Annotated in this window: 21 protein-coding genes and 1 riboswitch; of the genes, 17 read left to right on the top strand and 4 right to left on the bottom strand. The window is 44.6% G+C overall.

What is annotated here, in order from left to right; all coding sequences use genetic code 11:
* The first annotated feature begins 56 nt into the window (after positions 1–56).
* The 3 genes from EO124_RS00385 to EO124_RS00375 are packed head-to-tail and all read left to right on the top strand — an operon-like array spanning position 57 to position 3,611.
* Entirely contained in the window at positions 57–1,775 is a 1,719-nt protein-coding gene (locus EO124_RS00385) for an FAD-binding protein (RefSeq protein ID WP_127057836.1), read from the top strand.
* Position 1,776: 1 nt separating this feature from the next.
* Entirely contained in the window at positions 1,777–2,733 is a 957-nt protein-coding gene (locus tag EO124_RS00380; protein WP_021842280.1) for a succinate dehydrogenase/fumarate reductase iron-sulfur subunit, read from the top strand.
* Positions 2,733–3,611 (top strand): CoB--CoM heterodisulfide reductase iron-sulfur subunit B family protein, encoded by an 879-nt coding sequence (locus tag EO124_RS00375; RefSeq protein ID WP_021842281.1) that lies wholly within the window; start codon positions 2,733–2,735, stop codon positions 3,609–3,611. The genes EO124_RS00380 and EO124_RS00375 overlap by 1 nt, the downstream gene beginning before the upstream one ends.
* Before the next feature lie 166 nt (positions 3,612–3,777).
* Here the strand turns inward: EO124_RS00375 and EO124_RS00370 are convergent, their stop codons facing one another.
* The gene (locus EO124_RS00370; protein WP_127057835.1) at positions 3,778–4,455 is read right to left on the bottom strand and encodes a lactate utilization protein; all 678 of its coding nucleotides are present in this window, start codon (positions 4,453–4,455) and stop codon (positions 3,778–3,780) included.
* Between the two features lie 871 nt (positions 4,456–5,326).
* Here EO124_RS00370 and EO124_RS00365 point away from each other — a divergent pair.
* The 14 genes from EO124_RS00365 (at position 5,327) to EO124_RS00300 (ending at position 20,168) form a co-directional block, all read left to right on the top strand.
* A complete protein-coding gene (locus tag EO124_RS00365; protein ID WP_127057834.1) occupies positions 5,327–6,844 on the top strand; it encodes an anthranilate synthase component I family protein in 1,518 nt (505 codons plus the stop codon).
* Positions 6,828–7,400, top strand: coding sequence for an anthranilate synthase component II (locus EO124_RS00360; RefSeq protein WP_127057833.1), 573 nt, complete (start codon positions 6,828–6,830; stop codon positions 7,398–7,400). The genes EO124_RS00365 and EO124_RS00360 overlap by 17 nt, the downstream gene beginning before the upstream one ends.
* Positions 7,401–7,477: 77 nt before the next feature.
* Positions 7,478–8,491, top strand: coding sequence for an anthranilate phosphoribosyltransferase (gene trpD / locus EO124_RS00355; protein ID WP_127057930.1), 1,014 nt, complete (start codon positions 7,478–7,480; stop codon positions 8,489–8,491).
* The gene (trpCF, locus tag EO124_RS00350; RefSeq protein WP_127057832.1) at positions 8,491–9,918 is read left to right on the top strand and encodes a bifunctional indole-3-glycerol-phosphate synthase TrpC/phosphoribosylanthranilate isomerase TrpF; all 1,428 of its coding nucleotides are present in this window, start codon (positions 8,491–8,493) and stop codon (positions 9,916–9,918) included. The genes trpD and trpCF overlap by 1 nt, the downstream gene beginning before the upstream one ends.
* A gap of 28 nt (positions 9,919–9,946) precedes the next feature.
* Positions 9,947–11,143, top strand: a complete 1,197-nt coding sequence (trpB, locus tag EO124_RS00345) for a tryptophan synthase subunit beta (protein WP_127057831.1) — start codon at positions 9,947–9,949, stop codon at positions 11,141–11,143.
* Complete coding sequence (gene trpA / locus EO124_RS00340) at positions 11,136–11,936, top strand: tryptophan synthase subunit alpha (RefSeq protein ID WP_127057830.1); 801 nt, start codon at positions 11,136–11,138, stop codon at positions 11,934–11,936. Before trpB ends, trpA begins: the two co-directional genes overlap by 8 nt.
* 307 nt (positions 11,937–12,243) lie before the next feature.
* Positions 12,244–13,197 (top strand): hypothetical protein, encoded by a 954-nt coding sequence (locus EO124_RS00335; RefSeq protein WP_127057829.1) that lies wholly within the window; start codon positions 12,244–12,246, stop codon positions 13,195–13,197.
* Between the two features lie 108 nt (positions 13,198–13,305).
* On the top strand, positions 13,306–14,556 hold the full coding sequence (locus EO124_RS00330; RefSeq protein ID WP_127057828.1) for an Nramp family divalent metal transporter: 1,251 nt from the start codon (positions 13,306–13,308) through the stop codon (positions 14,554–14,556).
* Positions 14,557–14,809: 253 nt separating this feature from the next.
* Positions 14,810–15,409 (top strand): hypothetical protein, encoded by a 600-nt coding sequence (locus EO124_RS00325; RefSeq protein ID WP_127057827.1) that lies wholly within the window; start codon positions 14,810–14,812, stop codon positions 15,407–15,409.
* A complete protein-coding gene (locus EO124_RS00320; RefSeq protein WP_127057826.1) occupies positions 15,387–16,151 on the top strand; it encodes a YaaA family protein in 765 nt (254 codons plus the stop codon). Before EO124_RS00325 ends, EO124_RS00320 begins: the two co-directional genes overlap by 23 nt.
* Positions 16,152–16,176: 25 nt before the next feature.
* Positions 16,177–17,295 carry a [FeFe] hydrogenase H-cluster radical SAM maturase HydE gene (hydE, locus tag EO124_RS00315; RefSeq protein WP_127057929.1) on the top strand — a complete coding sequence of 373 codons (1,119 nt, stop codon included), beginning with the start codon at positions 16,177–16,179 and terminating at the stop codon, positions 17,293–17,295.
* A 275-nt stretch (positions 17,296–17,570) separates the two neighbouring features.
* Positions 17,571–18,359, top strand: a complete 789-nt coding sequence (locus EO124_RS00310) for a DUF3100 domain-containing protein (RefSeq protein WP_021842322.1) — start codon at positions 17,571–17,573, stop codon at positions 18,357–18,359.
* Positions 18,359–18,838, top strand: a complete 480-nt coding sequence (locus tag EO124_RS00305; protein WP_241230629.1) for a hypothetical protein — start codon at positions 18,359–18,361, stop codon at positions 18,836–18,838. The genes EO124_RS00310 and EO124_RS00305 overlap by 1 nt, the downstream gene beginning before the upstream one ends.
* Before the next feature lies 1 nt (position 18,839).
* A complete protein-coding gene (locus EO124_RS00300) occupies positions 18,840–20,168 on the top strand; it encodes an amidohydrolase (protein WP_127057825.1) in 1,329 nt (442 codons plus the stop codon).
* Positions 20,169–20,276: 108 nt separating this feature from the next.
* Here the strand turns inward: EO124_RS00300 and mscL are convergent, their stop codons facing one another.
* From mscL to thiW, 3 genes are all read right to left on the bottom strand, one after another.
* The gene (mscL, locus tag EO124_RS00295) at positions 20,277–20,735 is read right to left on the bottom strand and encodes a large-conductance mechanosensitive channel protein MscL (protein WP_127057824.1); all 459 of its coding nucleotides are present in this window, start codon (positions 20,733–20,735) and stop codon (positions 20,277–20,279) included.
* A 331-nt stretch (positions 20,736–21,066) separates the two neighbouring features.
* Positions 21,067–22,260 (bottom strand): putative hydroxymethylpyrimidine transporter CytX, encoded by a 1,194-nt coding sequence (gene cytX, locus EO124_RS00290; protein ID WP_127057823.1) that lies wholly within the window; start codon positions 22,258–22,260, stop codon positions 21,067–21,069.
* 110 nt (positions 22,261–22,370) lie between these two features.
* Positions 22,371–22,889 (bottom strand): energy coupling factor transporter S component ThiW, encoded by a 519-nt coding sequence (thiW, locus tag EO124_RS00285; protein WP_127057822.1) that lies wholly within the window; start codon positions 22,887–22,889, stop codon positions 22,371–22,373.
* A gap of 160 nt (positions 22,890–23,049) precedes the next feature.
* Positions 23,050–23,157: riboswitch (TPP riboswitch) on the bottom strand.
* Positions 23,158–23,274: the final 117 nt, after the last annotated feature.

Below are 23,274 nucleotides of genomic sequence, written 5' to 3'. Positions count from 1 at the left end.
AGGTACGGCGTGCCGGATAAGTCTGTAGGAAGTAGGTACAAGTTTAGGAGGTTATTATGGAACAGTATGATGTTCTAGTAGTAGGTAGCGGCGGAGCCGGCCAACGAGCAGCTTTAGAAGCAGCTCATCAAGAAGGTTTGCGCGTAGCACTTATTACCAAGATTTTCCCAAGTCGTTCTGCAACGGCTATGGCTCAAGGCGGTATTAATGGCGTATTAAACAATGTGGCAAAAGAAGACACTATTGAAGACCACATCTTCGATACCGTTAAAGGTAGTGACTATCTTGCCGACCAGGATGCTGTTGAATTCTTTATCAACCGTTGTCCTGAATTAATCAAAGAACTTGATTATTTCGGTACCCCATTCTCCCGTACTAAAGAAAATAAAATTGCACAACGTAACTTCGGTGGCCAGGCATACCCTCGTACATGCTACAGTGCCGATAAAACCGGTCATGTAATTTTGCATACGTTGTATGAACAATGCTTAAAGGAAAACGTACATTTCCTTCAAGATTGGTACTTATTAGACATCGTTAAAGCTGACGACGGTTCCGTAGGCGGCGTTGTTGCTTGGAACATGAAAGAAGGCCGTGTTGAAAAAATCGCAACTACTGCATTAGTAATTGCAACCGGTGGTGCCGGTCGTATGTATTGGACTCGTACTTCCAATCCTTACCTTTCCACAGGTGACGGTATGGCCGCATGTTTCCGTGCAGGTTGTGCTTTGAAAGACCCTGAAATGGTTCAGTTCCATCCAACCGGTCTCGGTAAGAGCGGTATCTTGATGTCCGAAGCTGTTCGTGGTGAAGGTGGTTACCTCTTGAATAACAAAGGGGAACGTTTCATGAAGGATTATGCTCCTAGCAAAATGGAACTTGCACCTCGTGACGTTGTAGCTAAAGCTATCGAAACTGAAATCGCTGAAGGTCGTGGCTGGGGTACCGGTCTTGACGCATATGTAGTAGCTGACGTTCGTCACTTACCAAAAGAAGTTATTCTTGAAAAACTTCATGGTATCCGCGACCTTGCTATCACATTCGAACATGCCGATCCATTAGTTCAACCAATTCCAATTCGTCCAACTTGTCACTATTCCATGGGCGGTATTGATGTAAAAGATTTCAAAACTTGCGGTACTGTAGTCCCTGGCTTATTCGCAGCCGGCGAAGCTGCTTGCGTATCTATCCACGGTGCTAACCGTCTTGGCGGTAACTCCTTGGCTGACGCTGTTGTATTCGGTAAAGTAGCCGGTGAAGGTGCTGTTGCTTATGTTAAAGAAAACAGTGCTAAAGACGCTGCAAAAGCTCTTAACGAAGCAGCTAACGGTTGGGAACAACGCTTCCGTGAAGTAACCGGCCGTACAACCGGTCGTCCTATTTCTGAAATTCGTGACGAAATGGCTCTTACTATGTGGAACAACGTAGGTATTTTCCGCGAAGAAAAGAAAATGGAAGAAGAATTGGCAATCTTGAATCGTTTGCTTGAAGAATATAAAACTTGCTACGTTGGCGATACTAACCGTACGTTCAATATGGCTTTCGTAAACTACGTTGAAGTAGGCAGCCTCTTAACGATTGCTAAAGCTGTTACTTTGGGCGCTATGCGTCGTAAAGAAAGCCGCGGTAGTCACCTTCGCGAAGACTATGCAAAACGTGATGATGCTAACTTCTTGAATCACACAGTTATTACACTTAAAGAAGATGGCGAATACGAAGTAGGTCAGAGTGAAGTTGTAATTACTCGCTTCGAACCAAAAGAAAGGACGTACTAAGATGAGACAGATTACTTATAAGATTCATCGTTATAATGAAGGTCGCTCCTATGTACAGACCTATTCCTTTGATTATGAACCGGACCGTACAATTCTCTGGGGCCTTCAAAAAATTAAAGATACTATCGATCCAACCTTAACATTCATCGCTGCTTGCCGTAGTGCTGTTTGTGGCGCTTGCTCCATTAAAGTTAATGGTCAGGCTATGCTTGGTTGTGAAAGCAAAATCGACGATATTACCGAACGTTTCGGCAGCGACACTATCGAAATCGCACCAATCGGTAACTTCGACGTAATCCGCGACTTGGCAGTTGACTGGGAAGCTAAAGTTAACCGTCTTAAAACAGTTGCTCCATGGATTTTCATGAAACCTGAATTCAACCGCGACATGGGCTCTCGCCAAACTCCGGAAGATTTCAAAAAATTTGTTACTAACACAGAATGTATCCTTTGCGGTTGCTGTGCTTCCGAATGTAATAAATTGTCCGCTAATCGCGAAGACTTCTTGGATCCATATGTTTACACTAAAGCTAATCGCTTTGTTCAGGATTCCCGTGATGCAGCACCTATGGCTCACGTAAACCCTGCTTTTGAACATGGTCTTTGGAAATGCGTTCATTGCATGAACTGTATCTCCCGTTGTCCAAAACACTTAAAACCTGCAAAAGATATTTCCGAACTTCGTGCAGTAGCTACGAAAGCCGGCTTATCCAATAAAGGTACTCGCCATGCTATCGCCTTCAAACAAGACCTCATGCAGACCGGTCGCTTGAACGAAGTAACGATGAGTCTTAAAACTGACGGTCTTGTAGATTCCGCTAAACAAGGTCTCTACGCATTGCGTCTCTGGGCACATGGTAAGATTAATCCTCTTGAACTCGTAGTTCCACACAAACCTGTTCAAGGTATTAAGGATGTGCGCACCATTATTAAGGCAGCAGAGGAGGCAGAAAGATAATGAAATACGCATTTTTCCCTGGTTGTGTACTTGAAGGTGCAGCCAAAGAAGATTTTATCGCTACTGTTGCGGTTGCTAAAAAATTAGGCATTCAAATCGAAGAATTGGAAGGTTGGACTTGTTGCGGTGCGTCCCACGTTCAGGACGTTGATCCATTGGCAATTCTTTCTACCAATGCTCGTAACATTGCCTTAGCTGAAGCACAAGGCGTTCAGTTAATGACAGTTTGTAACACTTGTACTTTAATGCTTCGCGAAGCTAAAAATGAACTCGACCGCGATGAAACTCAACGCGCTCGCGTAAACAACATTTTGGGTCAAGCCGGCTTACGTTATAAAGGTACCAGCGATGTAACTCATTTCTTATGGGTATTGATTCGCGACTACGGTTTGAACAACCTTAAAGCTAAAGTTGTTAAACCTTTAAGCGGTCTTCGTGTTGCTGAATACTATGGTTGCCATCTTCTTCGTCCGCAAGAAGAAACAGGCTTTGAAGACTTCCAGATTCCAACCAGCTTGGCTGATGTAATCAAAGCTATCGGCGCTACGCCAATCGATTTCTCCCGTAAACTCGATTGCTGTGGTTTCCATGCTGTATACCCTGCACATGATTCCGTTATGCAGATGACTGGTTCCATCAATGCTGATGCTGCTAAAGAAGGCGCTGATTGTGTTGTTACACCTTGCCCACTTTGCCAGATGCAGCTTGATATGTTCCAAAAAGAAGCTAAACAATATGTTCCTAGCGACAAAGATATGCCTATTATCCATATGAGCCAGTTAATCGGCTTAGCATTGGGTATCAGCCCTGCTGAACTTGGCATGACTAAACGTCATATGACAAGCACAGCTGCTTTGAACCGTTTTGTAGGTGCATAATAAGCAAAATAAACTAATACAGGCATTTGATTGATAGCTTGTGCCTATGAAGAAAACCCCACCCGGCAACGGGTGGGGTTTTCGTTTGGTTATTGGAGGCCAAGTCAGGCTTATAGGACAAAACGGGCTTATAGGACAAAACGTGTTGGTTTTAAAAGCCAAGTTATTAGAATCCTAATTCTTCGTTTACAATAATGACTTCCATAATATCCATATTGCGCATTTTCTTGTAGTAAATGGTAAGGGCATTGCAGATGCGGTCCGGGGAGGCGCAATCATAACAATGATCCTGTTTGATGGCACATGGAGTCTTGGAGAGTTTTTTGTTTTTCACAACATTACGAGGGGCCGCAACGTTGCGGGCACGATAGATAGCCGATGCCAAATCAGGTGTAATTTTGTTAATGCCCAGGACGAAGAAGACTTCTTCCGAGCCGAACAAGGAGCAGGCTACGCGATTACCGGTACCGTCGATGTTAACGAGTTCGCCTGTTTGAGCCAAGGCATTTACGGACGTAAGGAAAACATCGCGTTGCATAGTACGAAGAGCTGTCTGACGGAAAGTTTCCCCTTCTAAGGGGCGGTGAATATCCGTTATTTCTTTATTGTTAGGCTCTAAGGCTTCATAAACTTTAAGGGCTTGTAAGGTGCGCGAATCCCCCAAGGCAACCCGTTTATTTCGAATACGCTCTTTTAAGTAAGCCGTGGCTTCGGCGCCAGTTTCAAAATAATGCACAACAAAGTTATTGTGTGTCAGATTTTTAATGGTTGCTTCTATGTTAATAGCTGTGTCATTCGGTTCAGGATTGGTAACGGCATTAATTGTGGTGTCGGTGTTGGCCATGGGACTTCCCTCCAAAATAAACTGCGAAATATAAGGATCCTAAAATAAATACACTATATGTATATTATACCACCAAGATTAATTGTGATGCGAGAATTCAAAAAAATATATGACGTTTTAAATTCTAATTGATGCTTGTTATTAGGGTATTGGTAAAGCTTAGTTTTAAATTTTATGAAAACCTTACAAAAAAATTCTTGACATTTGACGTCATTGTGTATATTATAAATACAACCTAAGTGGACAGAGTTTCTTGTTAAAAGAACAAATTGATGAAAATTGTACATCACGAAGTAACACGAAGGTAGCTTGAGGGAGCAGAGAGAAGGATTTGTTCGGCATAGGGATTGCCGGGCAATATGGAGTGAGAGACATTTGATTTTAACGGCCGCCGGGGTGGCGGCTCGTATATAACTTTATAGCGAACCTATAAACCGTTGAGACGGAGATAAAAATAAGACGTGCACTTACAGAGAGTGGAGTTAGCTGAGATTTTCACAGAACGCAGCTTATTAAATGGACCGTTGAGGGCGCTGGGAAAGAGTTATGTTAATAGCTTTAGTATACAGCGACGCGACATTGGCGTTAGCAATGAGGGGTATGTTAGTACCCTGCGAATGAGGGGGCGTTTTATTGCACATAGAACGTCAAACAAGGTGGTACCGCGAGTATAATTACCCGTCCTTGGCATATATTTGCCAAGGACTTTTTTGTTACCAAAAAAAGTTAGCGTAAAAAGCTTGGCATGGAAAGTATTATAGTTAACATAATGAAAAACATCAGAGTTAACCATAATTAAAAGTACCGGAGCTGACTATGATTACATGTTACAAAAGTTGGCCCAAATAATTGAGAAAAAGGAGCTGCCATTATGAATCAGTTACCATTGGAAACATTAAAAAAATACGCTGCAGATTATCCGATTGTGCCTGTATACAAGGAAATCTTTTCGGATACGCGAACCGTAGTCAGTGTGCTTAAAGCGTTAAAGCGAGTAAGCAAAACCGCCTTTTTATTGGAAAGTGCGGATAACAAAGAGAACTGGGGTCGTTATTCATTCCTGGGCTATAATCCTCTCCTGGAAATCACCTGCAAGGCCGGCACGATGACGATTAAGGGTGCTACGACGCAAACCTATCGGACAACCAAGCCGAATGAAGAAATTCGCCGGGTAATGAAAGAATATCGTAGTCCGCAATTCGATTTTTTACCCACATTTACAGGTGGTCTTGTAGGTTACTTCGGCTATGAATACATGACCTATCAAGAACCGCATTTGGATCACGGTTTTCAAGCACAACGGATGAAGTTGATGTCCACCGGGCCTTACGATATACCAATCTTCAATGATGTGGACCTTTTGTTGTTTGATAAAGTTATTGTGTTTGATCATTATAAGAAAAAGATTATTTTAATTACCAATATTCGCACCGATGAGTTGGAAACAAATTATAACAAGGCGCAATTGGAACTGGAAAGTTTAGCCAAATTGGTAGCAACAGGGGAAGAAGTGAATGAACCGGCCGGTAATCTCTTAACGGAATTTGAAGACGAGTTTACAAAAGAAGAATTCATGGCAAAGATTGAAACCTTACAGGATCATATTAGAAAAGGGGATATCTTCCAAGGCGTGTTATCCATCGGACGTCGCGCACGATTTAAAGGCAGTTTACTCAATGCTTATCGTATTTTGCGTACTACGAATCCATCGCCATATATGTTCTATCTCAGCAGCCCACATATGGAATTGACCGGAGCTTCACCGGAAACTTTGGTGAAGGTTCGTGATGGTCAGGTGGAAACCTTCCCAATCGCCGGGACGATGCCGCGAGGTAAGAATAAAGCGGAAGATATGGCGTATGAAGAGCGATTGAGAAATGACGAAAAGGAATTGGCTGAACATAATATGTTGGTCGATTTAGGCCGTAATGATTTAGGGCGTGTTTGTGAATTCGGTAGTGTGAAGGTAACGGCGCTTAGAGAAATTCAACGATTCTCTCATGTGATGCATATTTGCTCCGCCGTATCGGGAACACTTCAAAAAGATAAGGATGCATTGGATGCGTTAAGCGCTACGTTACCGGCCGGCACCTTATCGGGGGCACCGAAGATTCGGGCCGTAGAGATTTTGCAAACGCTTGAGAAAGCGCCGCGCGGCGTGTATGCCGGGGCTATCGGATATTTAGATTTTGCCGGCAATATGGATACTTGTATCGGCATTCGCATGGCGGTGGCCAGAGGCGGTTATGTAGCGGTTCGTTCCGGCGCCGGTATCGTACGGGACAGTGTACCGGCCAATGAATATGAAGAAACGCGCAATAAGGCGCAGGCTATAATCGAAGCGATTAAGAAAGGGGTAGAGGTGACCGGTTATGATATTGTTGATTGATCATTATGACAGTTTTTCCTTTAATTTATATCAATTTATCGGAACCTTGAATTCGGATATTAAAGTGGTTCGCAGCGATGAATTAACGGTGCTGGAAGTGCTTGAACTGAACCCGAGTCACATTGTATTATCGCCTGGGCCGGGTCGGCCGAATGAAGCGGGTATTTACGAAACATTGATTCCGGCCGTGGCCGGTAAAATTCCACTCTTAGGAGTTTGCCTCGGTCATCAGGCCTTGGCGGAAAGCTTCGGTGGCACCGTAGGTTTTGCCAAAACGGTAATGCATGGCAAGTCCAGTGAGGTCAATATAATTAAAGACTCCAAGTTGTTTGAAGGGCTGCCAAAGCACTTCGAAGCGGCTCGCTATCATTCTTTGGCGGTAGATAGAGCAAGCTTACCGGCAGAGTTGGTGGTAACGGCGGAAACAGCGGATGGCGAAATTATGGCTATGGAACATAAATCAGAACCGCTATACGGCGTTCAATTCCATCCGGAATCGATTTTAACACCCCGTGGCATTGAGATTTTAAAGAACTTTTTGAACATTAGTGTATAAGTAGATAACGATAAAATATTGAGAACTGAGAGTATTGAAAAATAAGAGAGGGCAAGGCCCGAGAGGAGCTAATCATGATAATTAAAACGGCGATTGAAACAGTGGTAGACGGTAAGGATTTGACCTACGATATGGCTTTGGGAGCCATGCGTGAGATTATGAACGGTGAAGCTAATGAGGCTCAAATCGGTGCTTTGTTGGGGGCTCTTCGCCTTAAGGGGGAAACCATCGATGAGATTACCGGTTTTGCCCAAGGCATGCGTGAAAAAGCCATGCCCGTAAAGCACGCGAAAGATGTATTTGAAATCGTCGGTACCGGTGGTGATAAGGCGAATACATTTAATATTTCCACTACCGCAGGCTTTGTAATCGCTGCCGGCGGTATTCCGGTCGCTAAACACGGCAATCGCAGTGTATCCAGTAAATGTGGCGCCGCTGATTGCTTGGAAGCCTTAGGGGTTAATTTAAATGTACCGGGACCGGCTAATCAGGATGTGCTTAATAAGGTGGGCATGTGTTTTATGTTTGCCCCACTCTATCATAGCTCCATGAAATATGCCATGCCGGTGCGCAAGGCTTTAGGAATTCGCACCGTGTTTAATGTGTTGGGACCGTTGACGAACCCTGCCGGTGCTACCATGCAGCTCATGGGTGTATACGCTAAGGAATTAGTGGAACCGATGGCTCAGGTATTAGCAAATCTGGGGGTTAAACGAGGCGCCGTAGTTCACGGTTTTGACGGCCTCGATGAAATTACCGCTTGTGATAAGACCTATGTTTGTGAAATTAATGATGGTAAGTTAACCAGCTATGTGCTGGATCCCGCTGAATTCGGTCTTGCTTACGCCCAGCCGGCTGAACTCGTAGGCGGTGACGGCCCGGTTAATGCGGAAATTACCCGCTCCGTGCTGAACGGTGAAAACGGCTCCCGTCGTAATGCGGTAATTTTAAATGCCGGCATGAGTTTCCATTTAGCGGAAGAAGATACTACTTTAGCTGAAGGTATCGCTAAGGCGGCGCGTCTTATCGATGAAGGCAAGGCTCTAGCGGTGTTGGAAGATTTAATCGCCGCTACCAATGAGGTGGTTTAATGATTCTTGATACGATTGTAGCAGCCACTAAAGCGCGGGTGGCCAAGTTAAAAGAAAGTGTGCCTTTGGAGCTGATTAAGGCCAAAGCAGAGGTTATGGCACGAGCCGAACTGGCAAAACAGGGTGGACAATTCCCTTTTGCTTTTGAAAAAGCGCTTCGAGCGGGCTCGATGAATTTTATCTGCGAGGTAAAAAAGGCATCGCCGTCGAAAGGCGTTATTGCGCAAGATTTCCCTTATTTGGCGATTGCCCAGGATTATGAAAAGGCCGGTGCCGCCGCTATATCGGTATTGACGGAACCGGATTTTTTCCAAGGGGCCGATACATACCTCACAGAGATTGCCAAGGCAGTACAGATTCCGGTGCTGCGCAAAGATTTTACCATCGACAGCTATCAGATATATGAGGCCAAAGTAATCGGTGCCTCCGCCATTTTATTGATTTGTGCGATTCTATCGGAAGAAGAATTAAAGAATTTTCATGGGTTAGCAAACAGTTTAGGCTTGGCCTGTTTGGTTGAGGCTCATTCGGAAGAAGAGATAGCTAAAGCTCTTAATATAGGGGCACGGGTTATCGGCGTAAATAATCGCGATTTGCGTGATTTTACGGTAGATATTAATCACAGTTTGAAGCTTAGAAAGCTAGTGCCTGATTCGGTTATATTTGTATCGGAAAGCGGTCTTAATACGGCCGATGATATAGAAGCTCTTCGTGAAAACGGCATCGGCGCCGCCCTTATCGGGGAGCGTTTTATGAGAGTGGCCGATAAGGGGACAGCGATTGCCGAACTCTACGGCAAAGTACCACCGGTGAAAGCAAAAATATGCGGCTTGAAACGACCGGAAGATATAGCCTTAATCAATGGGTTGCCCCATGAATTAAGACCGGAGTATATAGGTTTCGTATTTGCTCCCAGCAAACGGCAGGTGACTTGTATTGAAGCTAAAACCTTGGCGGCTCATTTGGTGCCGACAGTAAAAAAAGCAGGTATCTTTGTTAACGAATCATTAGAAGTTATGGCGAAGTTGGCCATAGCCGTGCCCCTTGATGTAATTCAGCTTTCCGGTGATGAAACGGAAGAGGACATTGAGGCATTACGTCAATTGACGAAGGCGGCCATTTGGAAAGCTGTTCCGGTGAAATCAGCCACCGATGTAGCGCGATGGCGTGACAGTTCAGCCGATTTGATTCTATTTGATACGTTTGTAAAGGGCGAACGGGGCGGATCCGGTCAAAGCTTTGACTGGTCGCTTTTAAGAGATTTTACGAAACCCTTTATGTTGGCCGGCGGTTTAAATATTACAAACGTAGCTCGCGCGATGCGCATTGCCAAGCCTTATAGTGTTGATGTGAGCAGTGGTGTAGAGACTGACGGCGTTAAAGATGAACAAAAAATAGAAGACTTTTTGAAAATAGTAAAACAATAAAAAGAGAAAGATTGGAGAGGTGAGTTTTGTGAGTGAAGTACAACGCAAAGGCCGCTATGGTGAGCATGGCGGGCAATATATTCCGGAGATTTTGATGAACGCCGTTCTTGAAGTAGAAGCTGCGTATGATAAATATAAAAATGACCCCGATTTCGTGGCCGAATTGGAAGAACTACAGGTGAATTACACGGGCCGGCCGTCGATTTTGTACTATGCCAAGCATATGTCGGAAGATTTGGGCGGTGCCAAAATTTATTTGAAACGTGAAGATTTAAATCATACCGGCTCCCATAAGATTAACAATGTATTGGGACAGGTTTTATTGGCCAAACGAATGGGTAAAAAACGTATCATCGCTGAGACCGGCGCCGGTCAACATGGTGTTGCGGCCGCTACGGCAGCGGCACTTCTCGGCATGGAATGCGAAATTTTCATGGGTAAAGAAGACACGGAACGTCAGGCCCTTAATGTGTATCGCATGGAATTATTAGGCGCGAAGGTACATCCCGTAACGTCAGGGACTATGACCTTAAAAGACGCAGTCAGTGAAACGCTTCGTGAATGGACTCGTCGGGTGGATGATACCTATTATGCCATGGGTTCAGCCGTAGGTCCGCATCCGTTCCCAATGATTGTCCGCGATTTCCAAAGCATTATCAGTAAGGAAGCGCGGGAACAAATTTTGGATGCTGAAGGTAAGTTGCCAAGTATGGTGCTCGCCTGTGTCGGTGGTGGCAGCAATGCTATCGGCATGTTCTATCATTTCATTCCTGACGAAGGAGTTAAGTTGGTCGGTTGTGAAGCGGCGGGCCTCGGCATCGAAACGAAAGAACATGCGGCTACGTTGGCAAAAGGAACACCGGGGATTTTCCACGGCATGCGTTCCTATTTCGTGCAAAACGAATACGGCCAAATTGCACCGGTATACTCCATCTCTGCCGGACTTGATTATCCGGGTATCGGACCGGAACATTCGTACTTACACGATACGGGTCGAGCTACTTATGTTCCGATTACCGATGAAGAAGCGGTAACGGCCTTTGAATATTTATCGCGCACCGAAGGCATTATTCCGGCTATTGAAAGTGCTCATGCCGTAGCCCATGCTATGAAGGTGGCGCCGACAATGGGCCGTGATGAATCGATTATTATTTGTATTTCCGGTCGCGGTGATAAGGATGTAGCGGCTATGGCGCGATACAGGGGGTATGACATCAATGAATAAGGTACAACAAGACAGTTATGCAATAGAACAAGCTTTTGCCAAGGGCAAAGCATTTATCGGATTTTTGACTGCCGGCGACCCTAATTTGGAAGCCACGGCGCGTTATATTAAGGTTATGGCTGATGCGGGGGCCGATTTAGTGGAAATCGGCATTCCCTTCTCCGATCCGGTGGCTGAAGGGGAAGTAATTCAGCGCGCCTCACAAAGAGCGCTAAAAAGCGGTGCTCTTACGGATGCCATTTTTGCCATGGTTGCAAAAGTCCGTGAAACCGTTACGATTCCGTTGGTGTTCATGACCTATTTGAACCCTGTTTATGTATATGGTGCGGAAAAATTCTTTGCCCGTTGTCAAGCGCTTAACATTCGTGGCATCATCGTACCGGACATGCCTTACGAAGAAAAAGGTGAAATTGAAGATGTGGCTGCTGCTGCGGGGGTTACCGTGATTTCCTTAATAGCCCCGACTTCAGAACAACGTATCGAACGCATTGCATCTGATGCGAAAGGTTTTGTTTACTGCGTATCTTCCTTAGGGGTAACGGGCGTGCGCAAGGAAATTACTACCGATATCGCAGGCTTAGTGCAAACGATAAAAAAATATACCGATGTGCCGGTGGCCATCGGCTTCGGTATTGCTGAACCGGAACAGGCGAAAGCTATGGCGGCCGTTTCGGATGGGGCTATCGTTGGCTCGGCTATTGTAAAAATCATTGAAGCTCATGGTGATGCGGCTGATGAAGCGTTAGGGGAGTACGTAAAAACTATGAAAGCGGCTGTTGTGAGTGCCGTGTAAGTTAAAAATTGTAAGGGCTAACAGTTGAATAGATAAAAAAGGCTTTTTACTTAAACATTAGTATGTTGGGTAAAAGCCTTTTTTCATGAAATTCCGAAATGAATTTTGTATAGTGCTGTTAGGACCATATTTGCTTGAAATGGGAGGATTTTTTTGAAAAAGATAGAGCTATGTTTGCCTGAAACAGGAGAATTTTTTGGAAAAGGCGAATAACTTTAACTAATTTTGATAATGACTTTCAATGATAGCAAAGTTCGTAAAAACATGGTATAATATTGATGAATTTAAGAAAATAAGGAGATTGACCATGAATTGGAAAAAAGCTTTATTAGTAGCCGGTTTATGTACCGTTTGTACTGTAGGTATCAGTCAGGCCGATAATCGCCTGGCCGATGTGAAGCCGTCGGATTGGGCGTATCAGGCGTTAATGACGCTCGAAAAGCATGGGGCACTTACTGATACTAAAGGTTTAAATTTGGGAACGCAAGTATATACGCGTTATGAATTGACACCACTGGTGGCTGATATTGTGGAACGTCGTGAGACAATGAATGATACGGATAAAAATATTGCTATTCGTTTGTACAGTGAATTCCGTGAGGATTTGATGCAATATAATCGGGATCAAGAAATTCGCGAAGGTAAACGCGGCGAAGATGCTATTTCGCAAGGACAACAGCCGGCATTAACCCGTGAAGAAATTGCGGAAAAAATGAAGCATTTTGAAGTGGACAGTAGCAAGGTGCAAACCGGTGGCGACGTGCGCCTTCGTTTTGACAATCGAGGCCGCAGTGATGCCAGGGCTCGTGTAGGTGTGGTCATTTCGAGCAGTGGTGTGGCAGCACCGGATGCTTTGTATGATAAAGTAGGCAAACAGGCGATTGCTCAGGCTGATGAAGAGGCGGCTAAATCGCGTGAAAAATTTCAGGAAAATCGTGCACGCATAGAAGCGGAAGAAAAAGCAGAACAGGCTAAACAGGATAAAGCGGCCGCTAAGGCTCAGGCTAAAGCCGATAAAGAAGCGGCTAAGGTCCAGGCTAAAGCTGATAAAGCAGCCGCGAAAGCACAGGCTAAAGCCGACAAAGAAGCTGCCCGGGAGCAAGGCAAATCCGGTAATAAAGAGACCGGCGCGCAGGCTCAGTCCGGTCCGGTAGTTCAGGGAGCAACTCAAGCTGATGCGGCTAATAATGGCGAGGCCAATGCTGATGCTAAACCGGTAAATCCAAATAGTGCTGCTGAAAGTGCATCTGCTGCACAATAGTGTTTGGACTGTGACAGGAAGGGGACCCTTGCTGAAATCCAAGCCGTAATTATGAGTGTATGTGAATCGGTGTCGTTGGATTATAAAAGATAGGAAATGGTGAAGGGTATGTTGTCACGTATTAAAGAAAAATTAAATACGGTCCACAAACAGGGAGTTTCGGAAGTTTTCCGCTACATTGGACCGGGGATTATCGTAACGGTCGGTTTTATCGACCCGGGGAACTGGGCGGCCAACTTAGCGGCCGGGGCCCAATTCGGTTACAGTTTGTTATGGGTTGTTACGCTTTCAACGATTATGCTCATCTTGTTGCAACATAATGTGGCCCATTTGGGTATTGTAACCGGTCGTTGTTTGTCGGAATGTGCCTATGAAACATTGCCCCGTTGGTTGTCGCGCACTTTATTGAGTACGGCAGGGCTGGCGGCTGCGGCCACAGCGTTGGCAGAGTTTATCGGGGCGGCCATAGCTTTAAAAATGCTGTTCGGCATTCCGCTTTTTATCGGATCTATTTTGACGGCCATTGTGTGTACCGTCATGCTGTTGACAAATTCGTACAGTAAGCTCGAAAAAGTTATTGCCGGCTTTGTATCGCTCATTGCTTTAGCCTATTTGGCAGAACTTTCCATGGTTAATGTAGATTGGGCGGCATCCGGACTCGGTTGGGTAAATCCGACGTTGCCGAATGAATCGATGCTCGTTATCTTAAGTATTTTAGGGGCCGTTATTATGCCTCATAATTTATTTCTTCATTCAGAAATTATTCAGAGCCGCGAGTTCAATAAAAAAGATCCGGAAATTATGAAGAAACGCTTGCGTTATGAGTTCTTGGATACTATTTTGTCCATGGGGATTGGCTGGGCGATTAATTCCGCTATGATTATTCTGGCAGCCGCTACGTTCTTTGCTCAAGGCGTAATGGTAGAAGAGTTAGAACAGGCTCAGGAGCTGTTGGTACCGTTAATCGGACCTTCGGCGGGAGTTATTTTTGCCATCGCCTTACTCTTTGCGGGGCTTGCTTCATCGGCTACGGCCGGTATGGCAGGGGCCAGTATTTTTGCGGGGATGTTTGGTGAATCCTATGATATGAAGGATTTACACAGTCGCATCGGGCTCGCACTTACTTATATTCCGGCGCTCGTACTCATTTTATTCATTCAAGACTCGTTTAAAGCACTCCTCGTTTCACAAATGTTCCTCAGTTTGCAACTGCCGTTTACCATTTTCTTGCAGCTCTACTTGACCGGTTCGGCCAAGGTTATGGGGGAATACAAAAACAAACCGTCTACGGCGGTTATGTTGTGGCTTATCGGCCTCGTGGTGACGGGGATGAATATTTATCTTTTGTTTGAAGCGTAATCGTTTACTACGGATTGACCGCGTGTATGCATGATGCGTCAATGTAACTGTCAATATTGGTTATACTAAGGACTTTCGCAAATTCAGCGGAAGTCCTTTTGATTTTTGGCAAAATATAATGAAAAACATATTATGTGGCATTGTCCATGGAGGATATAGAATATTTTAGGTAAAAATGCTATAATTATATGGTTAGAATTAGAAAGAAGCTTGACTGTTTCGATTTAGTGTATTGATGTAGGAGGATCGCGTAATGGCAGAAGTTAAACATTCCGATTATGAAGAAGTGGTAGAAGACGTAGCGGTTCAGTTGTCAGCACAGTTGAAAACGGCCGAATCAGGCTCCGTTATAGATATGTTTTTGAGTGATACGTTAGATCCGGCAGAACAATTCTTGTTCTACGGCGCTTTGGAACAGGCTCTTTTGGAGTACCGCAAAGGTCATAACCAAAAGACTGTATTTATTCGTTTGCAGCCGGAAGGCCTTGCTACTACGGAACCTGTTTCGACGCCGGCTAATGCTTTGTTAGATCGTATTATATTGCACCGTATGGACGAGTTTATGCACGATAAATTATTCGTTGAAGAGATTTTCTTCAATGGTGAGCATATGGTATATTCCGGCATGGATTTAAAGAATCGTCATGTTGTTATTTTGACTGACGGTATTGATGAAGGTTCGCCGTATATGAACGAAGCCATTCATATGTGTAAGGAAATGAAAGCCAAGTATGTTGTCGGCTTGCCGATGATGATTTGGAGCAAAGACTTGCAGGCGCAGTTAGTAGCCGAAGACGAAGCTATGCATGAAGATGCAGGTATGAGTAAACATGAAAATACTCCTGTCTCCTAGTAAAACGAAAACCTTACAGGGTAAGGCTACCGCACCGGTTTTTGATAAAGCCATGACTGAAGCCATCGTGGCGCATATGAAAACATTGAGCTCCGAAGCCATCGTTAAGGCTCTAAAGGTAAAGCCGGATATGGCAGAGGCGCTGGCCGCTTTTTATCAAAACTACGAAGCAGCTCCGGAAGGGGCAGCGGCGTTCAGTTATTCCGGCTTAGCTTTTAAAAATTTGGCTTGGCAGGATTTATCTGAAAAGGCACAGGCCTTCGGGAATGACCATGTGTGTATTTTATCCGGTTTGTATGGTATAGTAACGCCACAGAGTCCGATTACGGATTATCGGTTGGACTTGGTAGATCGGATTTTTGCCAAAAACGTGGTAACTGAGCCGGTAGCTGAAGAGCTCCTTAAAGAAGCCAAATCACTTTATGATTGCTGGACCGATAAGGTAACGACCTATTTTCAGCAGGAAGATTGGCTTTTGAACTTGGCATCCAAGGAATATTCAAAATTAGTGACTCATCCTCATATGGTGACGGTTGAGTTTTTAGAATTAAAACAGGGCGTGTGGAAACAGCTCAGCACATCGTCAAAACAGATGCGCGGCCGCCTCGCCCATTATATGATTGCTCATGAATTAACCGAATGGACTGATTTGCCCGCTGAATTGGATGGTTTTGTAAAAGATACTAATCTTCCGGCGGAGCTTACGGAGCCGCTTACCGTGGCGTATCGTCGTTCGGAATAAATGGAGGAATATGACAGTTCAAAAAATGACAGTACAAGATATACTTAAGAAAGATTTGGTCGGCAATGACACGTTGACCGTCGATGAATTACGCTTTTTAATGAGTGTCACCGACGAAGACGATTTGCAGGCTATTTATAAAAAGGCCTATGAAGTTAAGGCGAAATATGTTGATAAAATGGCGTATTACCGCGGCTTGATTGAGTTCTCTAATCGCTGTGTGAAAAACTGCGAATATTGCGGGATTCGTCGTGAGAACGATAAGACCGAACGTTTTGATATGAAGCGCGAAGATATTATCAAAATGGCGCAGTGGGCCTATGACCATGAGTACGGCTCCATTACCTTGCAGTCCGGTGAGCGTAGTGATGCGGCCTTTATAGACTATGTAGTAGACTTAATTCGTGAAATTAAATCTATCGGCGACGGCTCCTTGGGGATTACCATGTGCGTGGGTGAGCAGACGGAAGAAAGTTATCGCCGCATGGTGGAAGCGGGTGCCAGTCGCTACTTGCTCCGCATTGAAACAAGTAATCCGGAATTATATAAGAAAATCCATCCGAATGATGAATTGCATTCCTTTGAAACGCGTGTAAACTGCTTAAAGAGCCTCCGTAAAGTGGGCTTCCAGGTAGGCACCGGGGTTATGATCGGTCTGCCTCATCAGACGGAAGAAGATTTGGTAAACGATATTCTCTTCTACCGCGATATGGATATTGACATGATCGGTATGGGACCATATGTGGTACATCATGACACGCCGCTCGGTCAAGAAGCATTGGCCATGGGGATTGATGATGAAGCGGGCAAAAAACGCCGTATTCAGCTGGGGCTCAAGATGATTGCGTTGACCCGTTTATTCTTAAAAGACGTTAACATCGCGGCTACCACAGCCTTACAGGCCCTCGATAAACTGGGGCGTGAAAAAGGTCTTGCGGCCGGCGCCAATATTTTGATGCCGATTATTACGATTCCGGAACACCGTGCCAAGTACTTACTCTACGATAACAAACCTTGCGTAGACGATAATGCCGATAAATGTAAGGATTGTTTGACTCGCCGTGTTATGTCCATCGGTGATATGGTTGGCTGGAAACAAAACGGCGACTCCAAGCATTACGGTAAACGTACAGGCTTATTTTAAATTATTAATAAAAATTTTATAAAATCCCGATTGTCACAGAAAACATAAGGGAGAATTGTAAAATTGATAATTATATATTTAAAAAATAAATAAATAGTTAAAACAGGTAATAATGCGTGCATTATTACCTGTTTTTGTTTTTAGACTTATCAAGAACTATTACAAATTTATCAAGTACCATTACAAAATAATATAAGCCAAAATATGATTTATAGCGTATAATTGGAATGTGTAGTTTTTATGTGTATTTTTGTTTTCTTCTGGAGGACAAGGTTATGGGATTATTAAAAAACTGGAAGATTCATCTGCTGTGTTTGCTGATTACGTTGGTGGCGGAGGGGATAGGCATCCAAAAATTCGGCATTGTTGTATTTTTGCCACTGTTATATTCTTTGGTAATTGGTCTTGTTATTTCAATTCCTAAGCTTAAGATTGTTACGGAAGAGCAAATGGTAGCCGCTACTGACTACCTGAATATTTCAATTATGATTTTGATGACCAAAATTGGTCTTGGCATCGGGCCTAATTTGCATATTATAATGAATTCCGGTTGGGCTTTGATTTTACAAGAGTTGGGTCACTTCTTCGGAACCATTGTTCTCGGTCTGCCAATCGCCCTCTTAGTGGGTATGCGTCGTGAAGCGGTAGGGGCTTGTTACTCTATTGACCGTGAAGCTAATGTGGCGATTATTATTGACCGCTACGGATTCCATTCACCGGAAGGTCGCGGCGTTATGGGCATGTACATTTGCGGTACTTTATTTGGTGCTATGTGGATTTCCGTATTGGCCGGCATGATTGCTCAACTAGGCTGGTTTCATCCGATAGCACTCGCTATGGGTGCCGGTATCGGTAGTGCCAGTATGATGGCGGCTGCCACCGGATCCATCGTGGCAGTACATCCTGAATTTGAACGTGAAATTATGGCTATGGCAGGCGCTGCCAATTTATTAACCAGTGTTGTGGGCGTATACTTCAGTTTATTCGTTTCGTTGCCGATTATGGAACGCTTATACGGCTTCTGTGCCCGTGTATTACGTCATGATTCTGAGGAGGTGCGCTAATGAGTACGGAAAAAACTATGACCTTACAGGAAAAAATAATCCAATTCTTGGTAGTTGTTATTATAGCGGCTGTGATTACAGCGGCCGGTAATATTTTAGACGGCAAGCATGCCTTCGGGCCGAGTTTGGTAGGTTGCTTTGTATTGGCCGGTATCGCTTTTGCCGGTGCCGTGCTTTCGTATTTGCCGGGATTTAAAAAATTACCGATGGTATTCTGGGTTTCTATTTTAGGCGTTATTTTATCGATTCCGGGCGTACCGGGTAGTGACTGGATTACCAAACAAGCGGCTGAGGTTACCTTCTTAGCCACCACAACACCGGTATTGGCGTATGCCGGTTTGTCCTTGGGCAAGGATTTAGGCGCTTTTAAACAATTGTCATGGCGTATTGTTCCGGTTGCCTTAGCCGTTGCGGCAGGGACCTTCGTTTGTGCCGCTTTAGTAGCACAAGTAGTTTTACATTGGGAGGGCGTAATTTAACATGAGCGGATTAACTAAAATAGAAGTAAAAGAACGAGTCTGTGCAGCCATTGAGAAGGCGATGCCAAGATTAATGGAAATTGCCGAAACTATTATGGCCGCCCCTGAATTGGGCTATAAAGAAAATAAAACAACGGCCTTGGTACAGCAGTTGTTTACAGAGTTGAATATTCCATTTACGACCGGCCATGCTTTGACCGGGGTGAAGGGGCGTTTAAAAGGTAAAAGCGATGCGTATCGCGTTGCCATGATTGGTGAATTGGATGCCATCATTTGCCCTAAACATCCGCGTGCCGATGAAGTGACCGGTGCGGCTCATTGTTGCGGTCATAATGTGCAGATTGCCAATATGTTGGCTGTGGCCATCGGTTTACAGGCAGAAGGGGTTTTATCGGAATTAAACGGTGAAGTTGTTATTTTTGCCGTACCGGCTGAAGAATATGTAGAAATTGACTATCGCAATAAATTGCGTGAAGAAGGCAAAATTAAGTATTTAGGCGGCAAGCAGCAGCTTATCTATGAAGGCGCTTTTGACGATATTGATATGGCTATGCAAATGCATGTGGAAACAGCGCACACCGAAGGCGGTGAAATGGGCTTGGGCTCTACATCGAATGGCTTTATCGGTAAGTTGATCAATTATCACGGTAAAGCGGCTCATGCGGCCGGCGCCCCTCACGAAGGTGTCAATGCATTGCAAGCCGCTATGATGGGGGTTATGGGAGTCAATGCCATTCGTGATACTTTCAAAGAAAGCGACTATGTACGCTTCCATCCGATTATTAACAGTGGCGGCAGCTTAGTAAATGTAGTGCCTGATTATGTAGCTATGGAAAGCTATGTGCGGGCTGCCAATGTAGAGGCCATGATAGCGGCTAATAAACGCGTTAACCGCGCTCTTAAGGCCGGTGCCGATGCAGTTGGTGCAACTTGTGAAATCAATGATTTACCGGGCTATTTGCCGATGCGTAATGATGCCACTATGAATGAGTTTTTAAAAGAAAACTCAATTCCGTTATTTGGCGAGGCTAATGTAATTCAAGGGGAACACATGGCCGGTAGTACGGATATGGGCGATGTAGCGCATATTATACCGGTTATTCATCCGTGGGTCGGCTGTATTGAAGGTGTTCTTCACGGTGCCAATTACAAGATTTCCATTCCGGAAGTAGCCTATACCAAAACTGCACAAGCTTTGGCCATGACCATTGTTGACTTGCTATATGGCGACGGTGAAGGGGCTAAGAAAGTGCAGGATAATTACAAACCTGTATTCACTAAGGATGAGTACATTAAATTAATGGACAGCATTAGTGAAGGTGAAAAATAATTATTAATATTTAGAACGAGCGAGAGCGACGAACTGTTAAGTCCGTCGCTCTCTTTGTCCATTACGAGGCAAGCTCTTCGATAATGTGGGATTTTTTAGGATGGCCAATTAGCTGGCTTTAACTTCCGGTGCCAACTCAGAAGTACAATGCGGACAACGCGTTGCTTCTTCGTCTACGTCCTGTTTACAGAATGGGCAAGTACGCATTGGTTTAACCGGTGCTTCTTTTTTAGGATATAAATTGTTGATTTGTTTGATTACTAAGTAAATCGCAAATGCTACGATGAGGAATTGAACTACCGCATTCAAGAAGCTACCGTAAGCGATAACCGGAATACCGGCTGCTTTAGCTTCAGCCAAAGTAGCTGCTTGTTGGCCGTTTAAGCTGATGAAGAAATCGGAGAAATCGATACCGCCTAAAAGTAAGCCGATTGGCGGCATGATGATGTCACTAACTAAGGAAGATACAATCTTGCCGAAAGCAGCGCCGATAACAACACCGACTGCCAAGTCAATTACATTGCCGCGCAATGCAAAATCTTTAAAACCTCTTAAAAAATCGTTCATGGATATACGCCCCTGTCTAAAAACATATACACAGCCACTTTGGCTGTTTACTTATAGTTGTCGGTCATTATGATTTATGATAGTTTAATACCGACTTATTATTGCAAATTCAGTATAGCATAGAACGAGAGCAGTGTATATATAAAATATCGATTTTTTTAAAACTAATTATAGAAATTCGATATTTGGGTGAAATGTACCATTATTTAAGCAAGTGTAAAGTAAATTTGTGCCAAGAAAAATATAAATTTAGGCTAATATAAATAAGGTCTGCCGGAAATAAGGACTAAAAAAGAGCTCTGAATCAGTAATGACTCAAAGCTCTTTTTTATTAATCTTGAATTTTACCGGTAAAACGGCCGACGATGTATGTCAGAACTGCAATGACAATCATAACCGGGAATGTGGTTCCCAAAGGTGTTTCATAGGTCATCACATTTCTGTATAAGACAAACCCGACTAACCAAAGAATCAGGTTGGGAAGGTAAAATTTACGCCCAGATGCATCCTGCTTAAGGAGAAAGTATTGGGTAAAGAGAATCGCGATCATGGGCGTGAAAACCGAACCGATGAGGAACAAGAAGTTCTCATATTCTGTCATAGGTACTAAAATGGCTAATACAATGCCGAGTACCGTGAGGCTGATAGCCGTTGTTTTTTCAGACAATTTCGGGAAAATGCTGACAAAGCTGACACCGGCGGAAAACGCATCGAGGTACGTCGTCGTTACGGTGGCAAAGATAATAACTAATAAAGGCCAGAGGCCGAGCCCCGTTTTTAACATAACGGCGGCAATGTCTGTTTCACCGGCATAAATAGCGGAACCAAGACCGATAACATACATCCAAATGCTGACAATGGTATATGTTAAGGTACTCACTACAGTGGCCGCTACGGGGCGTTTGGCTGTACGTGTATAGTCAGATACGAGCGGTAACCACGATAACGGCATGGCAGCGGCCAATTCAACGGCGGCACCGAAGGAAAGGCCTTGGTCTTCCGTTAACTGTAAAGCACCGGCCACGGCTGAGGACGGATCAAAAATAATGAAACTGAGCCAAATGGTAAGGCAGAATAAGAGTGCTACGGCTACGAGGTTTAAACGGGTAAGATTACTGTAACCGAGGACGAGCCAAAGAATGATGAGACCGCCGATTACGAGAGACCAAACGGCAGTACCCCAAGGTAAAATCGCATTGGTAGCGGCGGCGCCGGTAATAATCATGACGGTAGTCCAACCGATTAATTGCAGTACGTTGGCCAAGGCAAAGCCTGACGCCCCTTGACGGCCAAAGCCGATACGAACGGTTTCCATCGCGTTGCGGCGCGTATTGGCACCGATGAGACCGGCTAAGAAAAATAGAAAACCGCCGATAATATGACCTAGCAAAATGGCGATAACACCTTGTTCAAACCCGAGGGGCGCGAACAGTGTGCCTGTAAAAATTTCGGCAATGGATAAGGCGGCGCCAAACCACAAAAGACCGTGAGATAATAATTTCGTTTCAGAAGTAGTTGTACTCATAGAATACCCTTTCTCCGGCATCAGGGTATCATAGGCGGCCAACCGACAATCGGCGCTCTCAGCAATGCTGAGGCGTCAACAGGGGCTTAGGCGTGGACTATAGATTAGACCTACTGATGCTGTTTTAATTGCGCTAAGGCTCCGGTGCTGCGTAATGTATAGAGCAAAATCCCTGCCAATAGGGAGCCACCTATGGTAGAAATCAAAAAAGGAACCACATAGGTATAAAACGCAATTTGACCGGCCGATTTACCCAAAACGATGATGGCCAGCGGGTAGGCAGAAAGACCGCCAAGAATGCCGGTACCAAATACTTCGGCTAAGAGCGTTAAGAATAGATTGCCGGTACGATTATAGACAATTCCGGCCAAGAGGGCACCCCACATACTGCCCGGAAAGGCGAGTACACTGCCGAGGCCCGTAACGAGACGCAAAGTGCTGGCGCAAAAGGCTACGCCCACCCCGTAATAGCGACCCAATAATACGGCGCAAAGAATGTTAATCATATGTTGTACGGGGGCACATTTACTGATGCCAACGGGAAACGAAAAGGTGCTGCCTACTACGGCTACGGCCACTAAAATACTGGCCATGGTTACTTTTTTTACATTACTGGTAGATTCGTTCATTACAAACTCCTGTAGCGGTCGAGACTTATTGGTCTCCTCTCACGCCGGAACACGGCTTTCCTTCGCTGTAATGACAACTGTCGGGCGCTCCCCCGCCAGTCGGTCTGTTTTGACAGACAGCATAAAAAAAACAGAGGCACCAATACGGTGCCTCCGTGAGAAAGTCGCTATAACATCTTCCTACGACGGCATTATCCGTACAGGTATAAGGGTCGAAGTTTGATGACTTCCTCTCAGCCTACGTTCATAAGCTCCCCTGAATTTTCTAACGTGATTATAGCACAGGCGGCGCATGCTTGCAATGTTTTATTGTTCGGTCGTTTGAAAATAGGGTGAGAATGTTTTATAATAAAGCGGATATATTATACATGAAAAAGGAGCGGGA

This window comes from Veillonella ratti (assembly GCF_003992115.1).
GTDB classification, from domain to species: Bacteria; Bacillota; Negativicutes; order Veillonellales; family Veillonellaceae; genus Veillonella_A; species Veillonella_A ratti.
The sequence above is the reverse complement of the archived record's forward strand: the minus strand, read 5'-3'. Positions and strand labels throughout refer to the sequence as shown.